This is a genomic window from Halobacillus sp. HZG1 (genome assembly GCF_035818575.1).
GTDB classification, from domain to species: domain Bacteria; phylum Bacillota; class Bacilli; order Bacillales; family Halobacillaceae; genus Halobacillus; species Halobacillus litoralis.
In genome coordinates, this window is the sequence record NZ_JAYLVQ010000031.1 from 17,737 (window position 1) to 36,030 (window position 18,294).

At 45.5% G+C, this 18,294-nt stretch carries 17 protein-coding genes; 15 read left to right on the forward strand and 2 right to left on the reverse strand.

The features are described from left to right. Window positions 1–89: 89 nt before the first annotated feature. The 10 genes from VKA52_RS04280 (at window position 90) to VKA52_RS04325 (ending at window position 10,684) form a co-directional block, all read left to right on the forward strand. Window positions 90–1,292, forward strand: coding sequence for a M24 family metallopeptidase (locus VKA52_RS04280; protein ID WP_326314309.1), 1,203 nt, complete (start codon window positions 90–92; stop codon window positions 1,290–1,292). Between the two features lie 14 nt (window positions 1,293–1,306). Then, window positions 1,307–2,281, forward strand: a complete 975-nt coding sequence (locus tag VKA52_RS04285) for a cyclodeaminase (protein WP_326314321.1) — start codon at window positions 1,307–1,309, stop codon at window positions 2,279–2,281. Continuing rightward, entirely contained in the window at window positions 2,262–3,455 is a 1,194-nt protein-coding gene (locus tag VKA52_RS04290; protein ID WP_326314310.1) for a cystathionine gamma-synthase family protein, read from the forward strand. The genes VKA52_RS04285 and VKA52_RS04290 overlap by 20 nt, the downstream gene beginning before the upstream one ends. Before the next feature lie 11 nt (window positions 3,456–3,466). Beyond that, on the forward strand, window positions 3,467–4,657 hold the full coding sequence (locus VKA52_RS04295; RefSeq protein ID WP_326314311.1) for a M20 metallopeptidase family protein: 1,191 nt from the start codon (window positions 3,467–3,469) through the stop codon (window positions 4,655–4,657). After that, window positions 4,654–5,724, forward strand: coding sequence for a homoserine dehydrogenase (locus VKA52_RS04300; RefSeq protein ID WP_326314312.1), 1,071 nt, complete (start codon window positions 4,654–4,656; stop codon window positions 5,722–5,724). The genes VKA52_RS04295 and VKA52_RS04300 overlap by 4 nt, the downstream gene beginning before the upstream one ends. Then, a complete protein-coding gene (locus VKA52_RS04305) occupies window positions 5,721–7,160 on the forward strand; it encodes an aldehyde dehydrogenase family protein (RefSeq protein WP_326314313.1) in 1,440 nt (479 codons plus the stop codon). The genes VKA52_RS04300 and VKA52_RS04305 overlap by 4 nt, the downstream gene beginning before the upstream one ends. A gap of 76 nt (window positions 7,161–7,236) precedes the next feature. Then, a complete protein-coding gene (locus tag VKA52_RS04310; RefSeq protein WP_160910678.1) occupies window positions 7,237–7,443 on the forward strand; it encodes a hypothetical protein in 207 nt (68 codons plus the stop codon). Between the two features lie 651 nt (window positions 7,444–8,094). Beyond that, the gene (locus tag VKA52_RS04315) at window positions 8,095–8,862 is read left to right on the forward strand and encodes a CAP domain-containing protein (protein WP_370551106.1); all 768 of its coding nucleotides are present in this window, start codon (window positions 8,095–8,097) and stop codon (window positions 8,860–8,862) included. A 66-nt stretch (window positions 8,863–8,928) separates the two neighbouring features. Then, the gene (locus VKA52_RS04320; protein ID WP_326314314.1) at window positions 8,929–9,624 is read left to right on the forward strand and encodes an SGNH/GDSL hydrolase family protein; all 696 of its coding nucleotides are present in this window, start codon (window positions 8,929–8,931) and stop codon (window positions 9,622–9,624) included. 73 nt (window positions 9,625–9,697) lie between these two features. Then, window positions 9,698–10,684 (forward strand): Gfo/Idh/MocA family protein, encoded by a 987-nt coding sequence (locus tag VKA52_RS04325; protein ID WP_326314315.1) that lies wholly within the window; start codon window positions 9,698–9,700, stop codon window positions 10,682–10,684. A gap of 45 nt (window positions 10,685–10,729) precedes the next feature. Here VKA52_RS04325 and VKA52_RS04330 read toward each other — a convergent pair whose 3' ends face one another. After that, window positions 10,730–11,095: a winged helix-turn-helix transcriptional regulator gene (locus VKA52_RS04330; protein WP_326314316.1), complete on the reverse strand. Its 366-nt coding sequence runs from the start codon at window positions 11,093–11,095 to the stop codon at window positions 10,730–10,732. A gap of 16 nt (window positions 11,096–11,111) precedes the next feature. Beyond that, the gene (locus VKA52_RS04335) at window positions 11,112–11,309 is read right to left on the reverse strand and encodes a hypothetical protein (protein ID WP_206946543.1); all 198 of its coding nucleotides are present in this window, start codon (window positions 11,307–11,309) and stop codon (window positions 11,112–11,114) included. A gap of 350 nt (window positions 11,310–11,659) precedes the next feature. On the opposite strand from VKA52_RS04335, the gene VKA52_RS04340 reads away from it, so the two are divergent. The 5 genes from VKA52_RS04340 to VKA52_RS04360 all read left to right on the forward strand — a co-directional run bounded on the left by VKA52_RS04340 (window position 11,660) and on the right by VKA52_RS04360 (window position 17,955). Continuing rightward, a complete protein-coding gene (locus VKA52_RS04340) occupies window positions 11,660–13,363 on the forward strand; it encodes an ABC transporter ATP-binding protein (RefSeq protein WP_326314317.1) in 1,704 nt (567 codons plus the stop codon). Further along, window positions 13,360–15,177 (forward strand): ABC transporter ATP-binding protein, encoded by a 1,818-nt coding sequence (locus tag VKA52_RS04345; protein ID WP_326314318.1) that lies wholly within the window; start codon window positions 13,360–13,362, stop codon window positions 15,175–15,177. Before VKA52_RS04340 ends, VKA52_RS04345 begins: the two co-directional genes overlap by 4 nt. A 55-nt stretch (window positions 15,178–15,232) precedes the next feature. Further along, on the forward strand, window positions 15,233–16,135 hold the full coding sequence (locus VKA52_RS04350) for a vanadium-dependent haloperoxidase (RefSeq protein ID WP_326314319.1): 903 nt from the start codon (window positions 15,233–15,235) through the stop codon (window positions 16,133–16,135). 647 nt (window positions 16,136–16,782) lie between these two features. Beyond that, the gene (locus tag VKA52_RS04355) at window positions 16,783–17,238 is read left to right on the forward strand and encodes a hypothetical protein (RefSeq protein WP_160910686.1); all 456 of its coding nucleotides are present in this window, start codon (window positions 16,783–16,785) and stop codon (window positions 17,236–17,238) included. A 66-nt stretch (window positions 17,239–17,304) separates the two neighbouring features. Beyond that, the gene (locus tag VKA52_RS04360; protein WP_326314320.1) at window positions 17,305–17,955 is read left to right on the forward strand and encodes a LysE family translocator; all 651 of its coding nucleotides are present in this window, start codon (window positions 17,305–17,307) and stop codon (window positions 17,953–17,955) included. Window positions 17,956–18,294: the final 339 nt, after the last annotated feature.

The window sequence follows — 18,294 nt, forward strand, 5'->3', positions numbered from 1 at the left end:
CACTTTTTACATTACAAGAAAAAAATTCTTTGAATACAATGAATGTATAGTAATTTAAATATTCAGATAAATAGCGCGGAGGGGATGAAATGGTTCTTCCTTTTGACATTTTAGAGTATCAGCAGCGTTTGCAGAAAACGAAGAAACGGATGGCTGACCAAGGAATTGACGTGCTTTTGATTACAGACCCGGCAAACATGAATTACCTTTCTGGTTATGATGCCTGGTCTTTTTATGTACACCAAATGCTTGTGGTTATCATTGATGAACCACAGCCGCTGTGGATCGGTCGTTACCAGGATGCGAATGGGGCTCGGGTGACGACATGGATCTATGATGAGAATGTCATTGCCTATCCGGATTACTATGTCCATTCAAATGTTTATCACCCGATGGACTTTATAGCAGATATTCTGCTTCAAATCGGTCAAGGAAATAGGAAAATAGGCGTTGAGAAGGATCATTACTATTTTACAGCGAAGGCTTTTGAAAGATTGGAAAGAGGACTGCCGAATGCAAACTTTCAGGATGCGACATTGCTTGTGAACAGCGTCCGTATCGTCAAGTCGGATCAGGAAATCGAGTATATGAGACGGGCAGCGCAAATTGCGGACGTAGCGATGACCAAAGGGGTGGAAAGCATTGATCCAGGCGTCAGGGAATGTGATACGGCAGCCGAGATTTACTATCACCTGGTAAGGGGGACGCCGGATTTTGGTGGTGAATACCCAGCGATTGTTCCACTGCTACCGACCGGGGATCATACGTCCATTCCCCATTTGACCTGGTCAGACCGTCCTTTTGTCAAAGGCAATGCAGTCATCGTCGAACTGGCCGGGTGCTACAAGCGCTACCATGTCCCTCTTGCCCGTACGGTTTCCATAGGAGAACCGAATGAAAAAATGAAACAAGTCGCCCCGGTCGTTTTGGAAGGGATTCAGAATGTCCTCGACTTTGCAAAGCCTGGAGTGACTTGTGGAGAATTGGAAGAAGTGTGGAGGAAGAGCATTAAGAAACATGGGTATGAAAAAGAGGCGCGCTTAGGTTATTCCGTTGGCCTCAATTATCCACCGGATTGGGGAGAGCATACAGCAAGCATTCGTAAAGGAGATTCGACTATCCTGGAACCCAATATGACGTTCCATTTGATTCCGGCGCTATGGTTCGATACGGATGGAATTGAAATCAGTGAAACCTTTAGAGTCACGGAATCTGGCAGTGAACGGTTCACCACCTATCCGCAGGAGTTAATCATTCGTGATCATATGGATTTGAGCGGTCAAATCAGCTGAAGGAGTGATGGGAAATTAGACTCTATGAACGGAAAGACATTGAAAAAGTGATTCGTCTGGATACCGAACTGATAGACAGAATCGAAACAGCCTTCACCTCACTAGTAGAAAAAGAAACAACGATGCCGCCCATCATGCGTGTGGATGTGCCGGACCATAACGGCGAAGTGGATATTAAGTCCGCCTATATTAAAGGTGAAGACAGTTTTGCTGTGAAGCTGTCTTCTGGTTTTTTCAATAACCCTGCCTTAGGACTTCCGAGTGCGAATGGGATGATGATTCTCCTCAATAGTCAAACAGGAGAACCACTGGCGGTATTGGCGGATGAAGGCTGGTTGACAGATTTGCGAACGGCAGCTGCAGGAGCTGTGGCTGCAAAATATGGAAGCAGGAAAGACAGCCGGATTGCAGGGATTCTTGGTACTGGAGCTCAAGCTCGTCTCCAGCTCCAAGCACTTATGCTGGTTCGTCCGATTGAGCATGTGTTCGTTTATGGGAGGAGCCCTGAAAAAACCCTGCAGTATAAACAAGAAATGGAGCAGAAACTGGGAATTAATTTAATCGTTTGTGATTCAGTGGAGCAAGTGGTAGGAAAAAGCGATCTCGTGGTAACAACGACACCGTCCAAAGAACCATTGATCTATGGGGATTGGGTAAGACCGGGACTCCACATCACCGCTATGGGTTCGGATGCAGAACATAAGCGGGAGTTGGAGGCCTCAGTTTTGGAAAGAGCGGATGTCATCGTCTGTGATGTGAAAGCTCAGTCCGCCCGTTTGGGAGAGCTGCGTACATCACCGAATCAACTGGATCGTGCGATAGAGCTTGGGGAAGTCACAAGTGGAAAACGATCGTTCCGCCAAGCAGATGAGGACATTACGATTTGTGATCTGACAGGCACGGGGGTGCAGGATACAGCTATTGCAAGACACGTATACCATCAACTATTAGTTCGGGAGGGCGTTACGGATGAAAGACGCAAAGTTTAGTACCAAATCAATTTGGGCCGGTGAAAAAGAGCAACTCGCTTTTGGAGCGACGCAAGTGCCTGTCGTTCATAGTGTTTCTTTTGGTTATGACGACATGGACGAATGGTATGAAGTAGCAATTGGCAATAAGCCGGGTCATATTTATGGACGAAACACAAATCCGACCGTTCAGGCTTTCGAAGAAAAAATTCGTATTTTAGAAAATGCAGAAGCGGCTACAAGCTTTTCCACTGGGATGGCGGCAATCAGTAATACGCTTGGCACGTTGCTATTCCCTGGTGACCGGGTGGTAACCATTAAGGATACGTACGGAGGAACCAATAAAATCTTTACAGAATTCCTTCCCAAACAGCAAGTGGAAGTCGTATTGTGTGAAACCGGTGATCATGAGGCACTGGAAGCTGAGGTGGCTAAAGGGTGCACAGTGCTTTATTTGGAGAGCCCGACGAATCCAACGGTTAAAATTACGGATATCAAGCGGATGGCTGCTGCCGGCAAAGCAGTTGGGGCAACGGTTGTGGTTGATAATACATTTGCTACGCCTGTGAATCAAAACCCATTGGATCTTGGAGCGGACCTTGTCATCCATAGCGCAACGAAGTTTTTAGGCGGGCATGCCGATGCTTTAGGCGGGGCGTTATGTGGCAGGAAAAGCTTAGTCGACGCGGTGTACCACTACAGGGAAATTAACGGAGCCACTCTCGATCCAATGGCTGCTTATTTGCTTTTGAGAGGCATGAAGACACTGAAGCTTCGTGTGGAACAGCAAAACCAAAATGCTGCAGCGATTGCGGAACATTTACAAACCTTCGACCTGGTGGAAGGAGTTTTTTACCCAGGACTGCCTTCCCACCCGCATCATCAAATCGCAAAACAACAAATGAAAGGGTTTGGAGGGATGCTCAGCTTTGCTGTGAAAGGCGGAGTAACCACTGTACGGGACCTTTTACCGAAGTTGCAGTTCGCCAACCGCGCTGCCAATCTAGGGTCAGTGGAAACTGTTGTTGGACCTTCAAGAACGACAAGTCATGTGGAATGCACCCCGGCAGAGCGTGCAGCTATGGGTATCCCAGAAGGCTTGATTCGTTACTCCGCTGGCATTGAAGATATCGAAGACTTGAAAAATGACCTTACACAGGCTTTCCAATCGTTACACACTTATGTGAAGAAGTGAGGAGGGAAGATGTGAAGACCGAAAAGTCGGATCTCACCTTGCGCTCAGACCAGATTTTTGATGATTTAGTGGGGTGGCGGAGGGACTTCCACCGCTCCCCTGAACTCAGCTTCCAAGAGAAGCGAACAAGTGAAAAGCTAGAAGAAATATTAGAAAGTTTCCAGGCATTTGAAATCGAAAAGAATGTCGGAGGCTACGGGATCATTGCCACCGTCAGCTACGGGAAGGGCCCTGTTGTGGGGATTCGTGCAGATATGGACGCCCTTCCGATTACAGAAACAACCGGCGTTTCCTGGGCTTCGCATAACCCTGGAGTCATGCATGCGTGCGGGCATGATGCACACATGGCCATCGTGCTCGGCATTGCAAAGTTGTTGGCGGAGGATGCAAAAGCAGGACGTTTTCAAGGAACGGTCAAACTGATTTTTCAGCCTGCAGAAGAAAGTTGTGATGAAGCAGGGGAAACGGGAGCGTTAAAAATGTTGGCTTCCGGAAAAATTCAACACATGGACGCTATTTTGTCCCTGCATATGTGCCCCTGGAGGAAATTCGGAGAGATTCAATGGAATGACGGACCAAGCATGGCGAACAATGATGAGTTTCATTTGAAAATTGAGGGAAGCGGCGGCCATGCGGGATATCCGCAGCACGCGAAAGACCCAATATGGATGTCGACTTATGTGTTGCAGGCGTTATACAGCATAAATGGCCGGAAAGTGAACCCCATGGACGTCGGCACCATAAGTGTCGGGCAGGTGCATGCCGGAAAGGCCAGCAATGTTATTCCAGGCAATGTAGAGATTCAAGGAACCCTAAGATCCTATAAAGATGAGGTAAGGGAAATGTTAGGCAATGAAATCCGTCAGGCGGTTAAAATCGTCTCAGCGCTCGGCGGGAAATACTCCCTTCGCATCCATCAGGGTGAACCCTCATTGATCAACGATCCTAGAATAAACCGAATCATACACGAAGCTGCATCCGGGCTCATAATGCATGAAGAGCCCTTTGGTATGGGGAGTGAAGACTTCAGTCATTTCACTAGAAAGATACCAGGGTCGATGTTTTTTCTCGGTTGCGGTCTGGAAAGGGAAAGGAGCCTCCATCAATCAGATTTTGATATCGATGAACGTTCAATGACGGTGGGTGTGCGTGTGCTTTTGGATAGTGCTTACTTAATACTTGAGCGAGGAGGGGTCCATTGAGTATGAAAATAGCCATGATCGGATTTGGAGGCGTAGGTCAGGCGTTTGCGGAAATTGTAGAGGAAAAGCATCAGGAACTTCAGCAGAACTACGGACTTGATGTGGAAATCGTGGCCATTTCGGATGTCATGAAAGGGTCCATTTTTCAACCGGATGGACTGAATATTCCAAAGGTACTGGAGTGTGTGAAACAAACGGGATCTGTAGAAACTTATCCGCCTTCCAATCAGACGGTTAAAGGGTGGAACAGTGTCGAAACAATAGAGAAATCACAGGCGGATGTCATCATTGAAGTTACCTACACCGATGTCAAAACCGGTGAACCTGCGCTTACTCACTGTCATCGTGCTTTTGAAACCGGTAAAAGTGTCATAACGACTAACAAAGGTCCTGTCGCTCTCGCCTATCAGGAATTGACTGAAAAGGCAAACGAGCATGATGTGTTTTTCGGATTCGAAGGAACGGTCATGAGCGGAACACCAGCGCTAAGGCTTCCACTGGAAACTCTGGCTGGAAATGAAATCAAGGAAATCAGAGGGATATTGAATGGCACGACCAACTATATCCTTACCGCTATGGAAAGTGGCATGACATTGAATCAAGCGCTTGAAAAAGCACAAGCACTCGGTTATGCCGAAGCCGATCCGACGAGTGACATTGAAGCCTACGATGTCAGGTATAAAGCGGCTATATTATCGAACCATGTGTATGGAGTCCATCTGGACCCGGATGACATTTTCTGTGCCGGGATTACCGGGTTGACAGTAGAAGATATCAAAGAAGCAGAAAAGGCCGGTGAAAAATGGAAGCTGCTTGCCCGGATATCTCAGGATAACGGATCAGTGAAGGCGATAGTACGGCCAGAGCGTGTGAAAAAGGATGATCTCCTAGCTCGTGTGAATGGTGCAACGAATGCAATTGTTTATGAATGTGATCTTTCCGGTCCCATCATGCTCACAGGAGCAGGAGCAGGGTTGAAGGAAACAGGGTTTTCGTTGTTAATCGATCTGATTCATTGCCACAAGCAGAAGCAGGCAGCCAAAATCGGAGGAGGGAGTCACTCATGACCACGAAGGTTAAAAGCTATAAAATGCTGATCGGGGGAGAATTTCGCGAAGGGTTACGCAGTTTTGAAGTAAGCAACCCGCAGAACAATGAAGTGCTGGCCACGGTCCCCTCTGCCACGAAAGAGGACATGATCGAAGCTATTGAAACCGCTGACCGCACCTTTCGAATGAGAGATCCCATCCCTACCCATGAACGCATCCGTATACTTAACAGAGTATCTGAGTTTATGGAGAGGGATCACGAAGCGTTTGCAGCAACCATCGCACGTGAAGGCAGTAAAACAATTACCGAAGCACGTTCAGAGGTCTCACGGGCCATTCAAACCATTCGGATCAGTGCCGAGGAAGCGAGACGTTTGAAAGGAGAGACCATCAATTTCGATCAAAATCCAGGCAGTGAAAAAAGAGTCGGGTATTATCAACGTTTTCCTGTAGGTGTTGTAGGAGCCATCACTCCTTTTAATGATCCGCTCAATTTAGTTGCACATAAAATAGGGCCAGCTATTGCTGCAGGGAATGCGATCGTAGTCAAACCAGCCTCAGCTACGCCTTTAAGTGCGTTGAAGTTAGCTGAATCATTCGTAGAGGCTGGATTACCTGAAGGTTATCTATCCGTGGTTACTGGGTCAGGAAAAGAAGTTGGAGATTCACTGGTTACTCACCCGGTCGTCAAAATGGTTTCTTTTACGGGAGGCTCTGATGCCGGAGAAGCTATCACGAGAAAAGCAGGAACGAAGAAAATAAGCATGGAACTAGGATCAAACTCACCAGTCATCGTCCTTAATGATGCAGACCTTTCCAAGGCTGTTCATGCGTGCTGTTCGGGTGCTTTTTCAGCGGCAGGGCAGAATTGCATCGGTGTTCAAAGAATCTTTGTGGGAAGAGAACTTTATGCAAGTTTCCTCGATGGACTTGTGGAAGCCGCTGAAGCACTGAAGGTCGGCGATAAAATGGATGAAAGTACAGATATAGGTCCGATGATTAATGTAAAAGAAGCGGTCCGTGTATCCGAATGGGTCGAAGAAGCATTAGCAAAGGGAGCACAACTAGAAACAGGCGGGGTCCGTGATGGAGCATACTATTCTCCCACGATTCTTAGCCATGTTCCGTCAGAAGCGAAAGTGATGACAGAAGAAATCTTCGGCCCCGTAGTGATTGTAAACCCTGTCGCTGATTTAGAGGAAGCCATTGATCAATCCAATGCTGTTAATTATGGCCTCCATGCAGGAATTTTTACAAACGATATCAATCAGGCTTTTAAAGCCATAAGAAAAATGGATGTAGGTGGAATTATGATCAATGACAGCAGCGATTATCGAATTGATGAAATGCCGTTCGGGGGTACAAAGGGATCAGGTATCGGACGAGAAGGCGTACGTTTCAGCATAGAATCCATGACAGAACAAAAAGTCGTATGCTTCCATCTTGATGATTAGAAAAGCCGCTTGAGACCGTCCATTTGTGTTTGTCATTCATCTGGTAGGGGAATGCCTCCACAAAGGAGGTAATGGAATGGCACAATTTTATGTGAATCAAAACCAGCAGACTGGTGGCGAACATGAGGTGCATGTTGAAGGCTGTGATTTTATGCCTTTTGAGCAGAATTTATTGGAATTAGGCGGCCACGACGATTGCGCAAACGCACTTGAGGTTGCCAGAAATACTTACGATGATGTCAATGGCTGCAAACATTGCTGTCCCGACTGTCACACCAAATAACCTTCTCAAAACCTGAACGGTCCTTAAAGGAACCTTCAGGTTTTTTATTTATTTCACTATATGGCAGGATTGTGGAAGACTCGATTTCGATACTTTTGTGGGAGTTAAGGGGCTCCGGGAAAAGGTTCGCTTTCCGTGGGCGAGTGATGAGCCTCCTCGAGCTAACGCTCTGCGGGGTCTCATCTACCACGCACTTCCCACAGGAGTCTCACCGTTTCCCTCCGCCCCTTTACCATACGAGGTTCTCGAAATCCGTCTACCAGTAACCTGCCGAGCTCTGTAATAAAGCTCTCTGCATGATAAGAGAATGGGGACACGAAGTGTGTGTTTTTCTACGGATTGATTCAGAGTACTGTAAATTGTCGTTTCCCTGGCCCTGGATCCTTGGCCAGAAATTGTCATTCATGATCTCAACTAGATAAGGCTTCCTTAGACGAAGCGCAGTATGTGCTCCTTTTGCTCCCGCGGAAAGCGAGCTACTCCTCGCTGCACCATCCACTTTACAAAAGTCTCGAAACTGAGTCTTCAACTAAAAGGAGCTTATGTGAAATAAAGAGGAATTGGTGTGCTGAACTGGTACTTCTTCTCAGGGATATTGTTTGCTTTGATGCAAATAGTAAACGTGAAGATTAATCCTGAGGAGGATGCATGATGAAGAAAAAGTGGTTTATTCTATTCGCAGCGCTCATGATGATTGCCATGTTAGCTGCTTGTAATACATCGGAAGAACGTGCGCGTGAAAGTCAGCGTAACAACTTGAATCAAGTCAGTTTTGGTCCAGAAGACCAAGGAATGCAAGGGAACGGAAATCAACCGGGAGAAATGGAACCAGGGGCATACGGTCAAAACCGCTTTGATGCCAACATTCCTTTTGAAGGCATGAACCCAAGTGGAACAAACAGATCCATTCAAGGTCCATACTTTTTTGACCATGATGGCCGTTACACTCAAGATCCACAAGGTGGAGACCAGGCGCAACGACAAAACCCTGATCAAGCTGAGCAAAATCGTGATAATACTGCACGAGAGAGCGATGAGGCAACGGGTGATTTTCAACAACAGGTCATTGATTTGACGAACAAAGCTCGTGAGAAAAATGGTCTGAAACCTCTTAAAAATAGCAATGAAGTTGAAGAAGTAGCCCAAACGAAATCTGAAGATATGGCGAAGAACGATTATTTTTCCCATACTTCTCCAACCTACGGAAGTCCTTTTGATATGCTGAGGGAATTTGGAGTGGATTACTCCACAGCAGCTGAGAACATTGCTGCAGGCCAGCAGTCTCCGCAATCAGTTGTCGATGGCTGGTTGAACAGTTCAGGTCACCGTAAGAACATTATGAATAAGAATGTGACGCACATTGGTGTCGGATATGCGAAAGACGGCAACTACTGGGTACAAATGTTTATAGCAAAATAAGTAGATGTGACGCTTGGTGATCATCAGGCGTCATGTTTTACATATAAATCAAGGCAGGGGTAGAGAATGAAGAATATTTGGATCCTGGTCATGGTGTTCGCTGTCCTTCTGGCACCTTCGGACCTAGCAGCATTTAAAGAAAAGAGATTGGTCGCCATCGGAGATTCTATTCCATTTGGTTACAACTTGGATGAAGATAATAGTAATCCTCCAAAAGAGTCGTTTCCATCTTTAATTGGAGTGAAAAAGGATATAGAAGTGACCAATTTGAGCATTCCCGGCCTGACATCTGCTGAATTGTTAACTGCTGTGCAATCCAATGATATCTTCAGAAAGAGTATAAAGAACGCCGATTATGTCATTGTGTATATCGGTGGCAACGATTTATTGAATGTCGTCAAAAAGAATGGGGGGCTGGATGGTTTAAAAATGGAGGAGGCTGCCCCGGTTATTCGAGATCTCATTTATAATGTCTATTCGACCATTCTTGAGATTGACGAATTAACGAGCGGGAAGGTCCTCGTCTACAACATCTACAATCCTTATCCAGCTGCCGGTGATCAGTTGAACACGCCGCTAGCTTATATTAACCAACAGTACGCTTCCTTAATCAAGCTGCTGAAACACTTTGCTTCCGTTACACTTATCGATGCTTATAAAGCCTATCATGGTCACCCTGAGTACATCATCAAGGGGGATGTCCATCCAACGGCAAAAGGTCAGCAGGTACTGGCTAAAATTGCCTTGAAACACATGGATTAAGCCAATGCTGTGGGTGGGTGTTTCTAACTGATTTCATGTATAATGAGGATAGGTTATTTTGGAGGTGTCTTACATGGTTAAGTTTGGAATTATAGGAACCAATACCATTACAGAAAAATTCATAGAAGCAGCGAAACAGCATGACCATTTCACATTACAGGCCGTATATTCTCGTACAGAAGACAAAGCAGCCGCTTTTGCATCCAAACACGGTGTACGTGAGACTTACACAGATATAGAAAAAATGGCCTCAAGTTCGAATGTGGATGCGATTTATATTGCGAGCCCGAATGCCTTTCATGCGGAGCAGGCGAAGACGATCATGAGGAAAGGAACGCACATCTTATGTGAAAAACCGATGGCTTCTAATCAACAGGAAATTGCTTCAATGATTGAAGTAGCCAAAGAAGAAGGCGTTGTGTTAATGGAAGCAGTGAAGTCTACACTCATGCCGGGTTTTTTAAGCATACAGGAACATCTACATAAAATCGGCAAAGTGAGACGTTTTGTAGGAAACTTCAGTAAGTATTCCTCTCGTTATGATGCATACAAAAGAGGTGAGGTTTTAAATGCCTTTAAACCTGAACTGTCGAACGGTTCCTTGATGGATCTTGGTATTTATGGAATTTATCCGATGGTCGCTCTTTTTGGTGCGCCCAATCATGTCCAGGCCAATGCCGTGTTTTTGGATTCTGGTGTTGATGGTCAAGGGAGTGTGATAGCAGCGTATGATGACATGGAGGGAGTGGTGGTGCACTCCAAAATCGTGGATTCTCATGCTCCTTCTGAAATTCAAGGGGAAAAAGGTACGATGCTCATTCCCAATATTTCAGAGCCGAAAGATATAAAAATCATGTATAGAGATGGATCCATAGAAGAGCTTATTTTCGAAGATGAGTTTTCACCTATGTATTATGAAGCGGCTGAATTTATTAGTCTGGTGGAGAAGGAAAAAAGTCGGTCGGAGAATAATTCGTTGGAGCATACGCTGATTACAGCGAAAGTCATGGAGGAAGCCCGGAGGCAAATCGGCCTGGTTTATCCTAATGACCGCTCTTAGGGTCCTGCGGAAAGAGGCACTCACCGGCATATGTGCCTCTTTTTTCTATTGTTCTTTTAATTGATTCGTTACGTCAGGTAGACTTTCATGCTGGTCCGCCCTCCGCTTATGGTGGATGCCCCATTCGTTCATCTTCTCCAGGAAAGAGGCAGTTGTCCGCCCATAAGGTGTCACACGATACTCTACTCTGGGAGGCACGGTTTCATAATCGATACGTTCGACTAAGCCATCATTGATGAGTTTCTTTAACTCTCTGGCAAGAATTCGGGAAGAGATGTTTCCATCAAGGGACCGCCGCAGTGCATTAAAACGCAGATGATTTTCGTGGATGAGTTTCCAAAGAATTAACCCTTTCCACTTTCCGCATACCACTTCAAGAGTAACATCAAGGCCGATCCCATCTTCCTTCATCTGTTTTCACCTCACGTTATTTTTTTGTTGTTTGTCCTTGTTTTTGCATGGCTTTTTCGTAGCCTTCCAATATCCCCTGGGCATAAACTTTGTTCAATACCGTCATGGTCTGAGGGATGACGTTTTCTTCTTCCGATTCCGAGACTTGATTTAACAAGTCCACGAGTTCTAACAATTCTTCAGAAACGGGGAAAATCGGTTTTATGTTGTCCATAAATGGATCACCTTCCTGTTTGTTCGGGAAAATACTATTACTATAATTCTATTTGCTTTTTATACGGGTAACAAGTACTTACATAAATGTGCGTGTACATTGCCTATTATGACTTAAACGATTGTGAATAATCAACATGTAAGTCCGTGTTTTTGGCTCAGTGGCGCACATCAGCAGAAGGGTTAGTATTATACAAATGTTATACTGAAATAGCTGGACTTGTTATTTTTGTATAACGAAATCTTTCCAGAGTCTCAAACCATGCAAGAACATCACATTTTAATCAATGCAAGACATTCCAGATCTGTATAACAGGTCTATAGATTTGATCCACGTTTGGAGGATTTTGTATGCGTACGATTTTTTCTTATACCTTTCCTTATAAAAGGTCTGCATCAATTGCCCTTCTTCTTATGTTCATAGAATTACTGGTTGAACTGGCTCAGCCCATACTCATGGCTAAAATCATTGATGAAGGAATCATAGCCGAAGACTTTAATGCCGTTTTAATATGGGGCTGCATACTTTTAGGTTTATCATTGATCGCCTTTACCGCCGGTGTGACCAACTCTTTCTTTGCTGCCGACCTGAGTCAGGGGGTGGGTTATGATTTGAGAAACGATCTATTTGCTAAAGTCCAGGAGTTTTCAGCCCGTCATTTCCAAAACGTTACGACTCCGAGCCTGGTCACAAGGATCACCAATGATGTGATCCAGATTCAAAATTTACTGTTCATGTTTGTGAGGATTGGACTCAGGGCTCCGCTTTTTATCATTTTTGCTTTAGTAATGGCCTTTACAATTGATGTAGAACTTGCACTCCTTCTACTGAGTAGTGTACCTGTGTTTTTATTGTTTTTATTCTTCCTTCTTACAAAAGGAATCAAGTGGTTTAAGGTAGTTCAGCAGAGGCTCGATGGGCTCAATACGATCATTCGGGAAAATATCGCTGGAATTCGCTTGATTAAAGGCTTCAATAGAAAAGAACAGGAAGAGAAGAGATTTCAACAGGCGAATGAATCGTTGGTTCTTCAAAATAAAAAAGCATTATGGCTGATGGAAGTGGCTATGCCTGTGGTCATGTTCGGAATGAATATCGTCATCCTGGTCCTCCTTTTTGCTGGCTCACAAATACTGAGGAATGCAGGCTTGGAAGCAGGTGAACTGGTCGCCATCATTAACTACGCGACAAGAATACTGTTTACTTTTTCTGTTTTTACATTCTTGATCATGGTCATCTCACGGGGGCAGGCCTCTGCTGAGAGAATCACAGAGGTGCTGCATCAACACACAGATGAGGATACATCAGGCGAAGACAAAGAGTTGGAGGGCGCGGTGCGCTTCCGAAATGTCTCTCTTCAAAGAGGTGGTTACAATGTGCTTAGAGATCTGAACTTCCATGCCATGCCGGGAACCACTGTCGGCATTATCGGAGAAACGGGTGCCGGAAAAACATCCTTGCTTCATTTAATACCCCGATTGTATGAAAAAAATGCAGGCCAACTCTTTTTGGATGGAGTGGATATCGAAAATCTCCATGTGAAAAAGATAAGAAAGCAAATCAGTCTCGTCCCCCAAGAAGTTCATTTGTTTTCAGGGACGGTAAAGGAAAATATTGCCTGGGGAAAAGGGGATGCGACATACGCAGAGGTTGTGAAAGCGGCTAAGCAGGCGCAGATTCATGATTTCATCGCCGCCTTACCAAACGGTTATGAGACACAAATCGGACAAAAAGGGGTCGTCTTCTCTGGGGGCCAGAAGCAGCGTCTCTCGATTGCACGAGCCCTTGTGCGCCAGCCACGGATTTTGATCTTGGACGATAGTACGAGTGCTCTGGATGCTCATACCGAAAAAAGGCTTTTACGCAGTTTGGACGACCAGCCATGTACCGTGTTTCTTGTTGCTCAAAAAGTCAGTTCAATTCAAAAAGCAGACCTCATTCTAATCCTTCACCAAGGGGAAATCATCGCCCAGGGCACGCATGACGAACTGCTTCAGCAAAGTGAATATTACGCTGAAATTCATCAATCCCAACAAGAGGGGGTTACGTCATGAGTAGACATTCGAAACCGAAAATGGGCCATCCTCACGGGCTTGGTTCAAAACCTCCGAAAGTTGAAAACCTCAGGGGGACACTTCGGAGAATCTGGCTTTACATGGCGGAGGAAAGAGTAAGGTTTATCATCGTATTGGCTGCGATCCTGGTCAGTTCCTCTTTGTCTTTACTGGGTCCTTATCTTCTAGGTCTTACGGTTGACATGGTCATAGAAAGTCCTGAATCAGATACCCTTCTTATCCTGCTGGGGAGCTTGTTGATTGTTTACTTGTTTCATTCTCTTTTCCTCTGGCTGCAAAACTATTGGATGATCGGGATTGCTCAAAACGCGGTCCAGTCAATGAGGTCGCAGCTTTTTTCGCATGTTCAGCTGCTCCCTGTTCTTTTCTTTCAAAAAATGCAGCAGGGGGAGTTGATGAGCAGGCTTACGAACGATATTGAAAACGTAAGTCGAACCTTGAATACAGCAATCGTTCAATTCTTCACGAGTTTATTGACGATTACCGGTACATTGATCATCATGCTTTGGTTAAGTCCTATGCTTACACTGCTGACCTTGACCATCATTCCTGTTATGTACTTTGGAATGAAATGGATTACAAACCGAACGGGTCCCTATTTTAAAAAGCAACAAAAGGACCTTGGTGATGTAAATGGCTATGTAGAGGAAATGTTCTCCGGACAGTCCATCATCAAAATGTTTTCCAAAGAAGAAGATGTCATTAGTGAGTTTGGAGAAAAAAATAAAGCATTACGAACTTCTGGATACTACGCACAAGTGTACACCGGTTTTATTCCAAAGCTGATGAACATGTTGAATAATGTAAGTTTTGCGATCATCGTCGGAGCAGGCGGGATTCTTGCTCTCAATGGCTCGATATCAATAGGGATCATCGTCACATTTACCACCTATTCCCGCCAATTCACCCGCCCGTTAAACGATCTTGCCAACCAGTTCAACATGATTTTATCAGCCGTAGCAGGGGCAGACAGAGTATTTCAAGTCCTTGATGAAAAAGAAGAGAGGCTGGACGAAGACAAGGCACAGGACGTTTCAGATATCCAGGGTAATATCCGATTTGAGCATGTCGATTTTTCTTATGAAGGGGATCAGCAGACGCTTTCGGATATCACTTTTGAAGCAGGAGCTGGACAAACAGTAGCACTCGTAGGCCCTACAGGTGCAGGGAAAACGACAATCATTTCTTTGCTGTCACGATTCTACGACCCGGACTCGGGTAAGATCCTGCTGGATGGCGTTGACCTGAAAAGCGTGAAAAGAGACAGTCTGAGGAGCAGGATGGGGGTAGTCCTGCAGGATGCCACTATGTTTCACACGACCATAAGAGAAAACATCCGTTACGGTCGACTGGATGCTACAGATGTGGAGGTTGAACAGGCTGCCAAGTCTGCTATGGCCCATGAATTCATAACTCAGCTGCCAGACGGATACGATACGATCCTTGATTCAGATGGAAAAGGGGTAAGTCATGGACAAAGGCAGTTGCTTTCCATTGCTCGTGCCATGGTTGCAGACCCCTCCTTGTTGATATTAGATGAAGCGACAAGCAGCATCGATACAGTTACAGAAATGAAGATTAATGCCGGACTCACGAATTTAATGAAAGGGCGGACGAGTTTTGTCATTGCTCACCGTCTGCATACCATTCGCTCAGCTGATGTTATTCTCGTACTCAAGAGTGGAAAGATCGTTGAAAAAGGAGATCATCGGACACTTATGGCGCATGGTGGGGAATATGCAGCTCTCATTCGAGCTCAAACATCGGATAAGACTCAAAGAGGGTACGGCTAAGTCTCACACCTTCGCCCATCCTGTCGCATAAGATGAGGAAAAGGGAGGGGTGACCATGTCACTAAATCAGCCGTATCCTTACTGGACCGATCTGCCTTATGCGGGCGAAAGCCGCCCACCATTAACGAACGAAGGGGTGGAGTTTGAAGCCGGGAGATGGAAGACCTATTTTATTGAACACAGCCGCCGGTACGGGTTTAAAACGTTGGATGGGACTCCGATACGGTTAGCCGTCAAAGATCCAGAAACTATCGACTGGCATAGGGAACTGAAGGTCGTTAAAGAAACTTTAGCACATTTGACAGCGGATCAAAGGAAGATAGCTATTTATTGGGGAGAGGGAGCAGCTTCAAAACAATGGGTCCCTATCGTTGACCGTCTGATTGATACTTATGGTGTAGAAGCCCCAAGAGCCGCTCGCATTTTAGGGGCTGGTTTCAGCGGAATGAATGATGCCTTCGTTGTGTGCTGGTCATTGAAATACCGATGGCTGGTACCGCGTCCCAACCAGTTGGATCCTCAATTACGGACTGTTATCTGTACGCCGAAACATCCTTCTTATCCATCCGGCCACGCAACAATTTCCGGGGCTGCAGAAATCATCCTCAGTTATTTCTTTCCTGCAGAAAGAAGAAAACTACGGGAACTTGCTGAAGAAAATGCTCGCTCAAGGCTATACGCCGGCGTACACTACCCTGTGGACAATGACGAGGGGTTGCGCCTGGGCAGGCAAGTCGGTCGTATCGTTATAGAAGAGTTAAAGAAAGATTATGTCGAAGACCAGCCGCTTGACCGTCCGTTTACAGAATATCGAAATGCAGATATCCACCCTTCCGACTATAGGCAGGCTATCCCTTTTAAATTTGACCAAAAATGTGGTTCCTTGCTACTTGACTCAACGAACCCTGAAGAATCTTCGTCTTACACGGAATGGATTGACCCGAAAATATTCTATTGACCAAAAGAACCACGCCACAGGTGTGGTTCTTTTAGTCTGTATAATGGCAGGTTTTTTGAAGACTTAGTTTCGAGACTTTTGTAGGAGTTTAGGGCTCCGGGAAAAGGTTAGCTTTCCGTGGGCGAGTGATGAGCCTCCTCGAGCTAACGCTGTGCGGGGTCTCATCTACCACGCACTTCCCACAGGAGTCTCACCGTTTCCCTTCGCCCTTTACCATACGGAGTTCTCGAAATCCCTCTACCAGTAATCCTCCGATCTCTGTAATAAAGCCTACCCAGAGATCTGCGCGAATAAGGCGTGAGAACAGGGTCTGGGAAACGTCCGCATGAAAAGCAAATGGGGACACGAACGTGTATGTTTTTCTACTGACTGTTTCAAGGCATTGAAAATCGTCGTTTCCCTGACCTCGCATCCATGGCCAGGTTTTGTCATGCATTATTTCAACGAGGTATGGCTTCCTTTGTGGATACGCGGTATGTGCTTCTTCTGATCCCGCGGAAAGCGAGTCATTCCCCGCAGCCCCCAACACTCAACAAAAATCTCGAAACTGAGTTTTCCACAAACGGGAGCTTTTCTTTAAAAAGTAGACAAGTTTTCGTAGTTCCTTTGCATATAAATGAACTAACGAAAGATAGGAGGGGTATGGCATGGATGCGTGGATTTTGTCTGCACGAAAAGTCGGCCTGCTTTTAGGTGCCATTATTATCGCTTTTGCTGCTTACTTTATTGGGAGCTTTTTCTGGAAAGGAGCGATTTCGACATCTACAGAGCCCGTGAATGGAGAACCCAGGGTCATCAACCTGGTGACAGGTGAATTTAAGGCGGAGACGGCTGATGGGAAAGAAATTGAAGCTTACCGTTGGGACCCGGGGACGATCTTTGTGGAAAAAGATGAACCTTTTAAACTGAGTATTTATGGAGTGAATGGAAAAGAACATCCTTTTTACATTGAAGGCACGGATGTCAAAGGCGTGGTTGAGCAAGGCAAAGAGACGGTCGTAGATCTTCAATTCAAAAAAGAAGGCATTTATCGTCTGATCTGCACAACTCATTCCGAAATCGCTTCGGATGGTCCAATGATCGCATATATCGTTGTTGATTAGAATAGCACAGAGGGACGAGCTTATCGTTCCTCTTTTTTGAGCCTCGTTATAAAAAGGGGGGAGGATTTGGTTGGGTTAATTGTAAGCTCTATTCTGCTAGGACTATCCATAGCAGCACCTGTCGGGCCGATCAATATAGAAATCATGAGAAGAGGCCTTACCTTTGGGTTTTGGTCTGCTTTTTGTGTAGGGCTTGGAGGAATGTCTTCCGATTTGTTGCTCATGGCGGCTATGTTTTTTGGAATGGGTATATTTTTGACGTGGACATGGGTGCAGGTTGCTTTGATGCTTGTCGGGTGTATCGTCCTGGTTCATGCAGGTTGGACGAGCCTACGTGCTAGAGAAGAATGGAGGGTGGAGGAAGACTATGAACGTCGCCATAAAGGTCAAGCTCTACTCTCCTATGTTAGAGGAGTAATTATTGCAGGAACGAATCCAATGAATCTATTGTTTTGGATCAGTATCTATGGATCCGTGTTGAGTGGTGCTCTACAGGAAGAAAACATGTTTCGATCGTTCATTATCAGTTCCATGGTTTTTCTTGGAATTGGTTTGTGGAATGCCAATTTAGCATTTTTTGTTCATTTTGGGAGGTACCTCGTAAATTCTTCACTATTGAAATGGGTCCAGGGGATAGCGAGCCTGATTCTTATCTATTACGGGCTCAAATTCGGATGGATTGGAGTCAATGTCCTTTTTAAAAGCTTAGCTATGTAATAGACACAATACCCACCACTAAGTTAATAAACAAAATGGCAGAACTGTGGAAGACTCAGTTTCGAGATGTTTTTTGAGTGGATGGGGGCTGCGGGGAATAACTCGCTTTCCGCGGGAGCGCGATGAGCCTCCTCAGGCTGACGCCTTCCGGGGTCTCACCTAGCACTCTTTTCCCGCAGGAGTCTCGCCATTCCCCTCCGCCCCCTAACCAAGGAAGGTTCTCGAAACTACTACTTAAAAATCACTTGTATGGTTATGAGAAGTGAATGATATAAACTCTAGCCCAATTGACGTTTAGCATAGGCAAATGCTTGATACAAAGCACTTTATGCCAGCCTA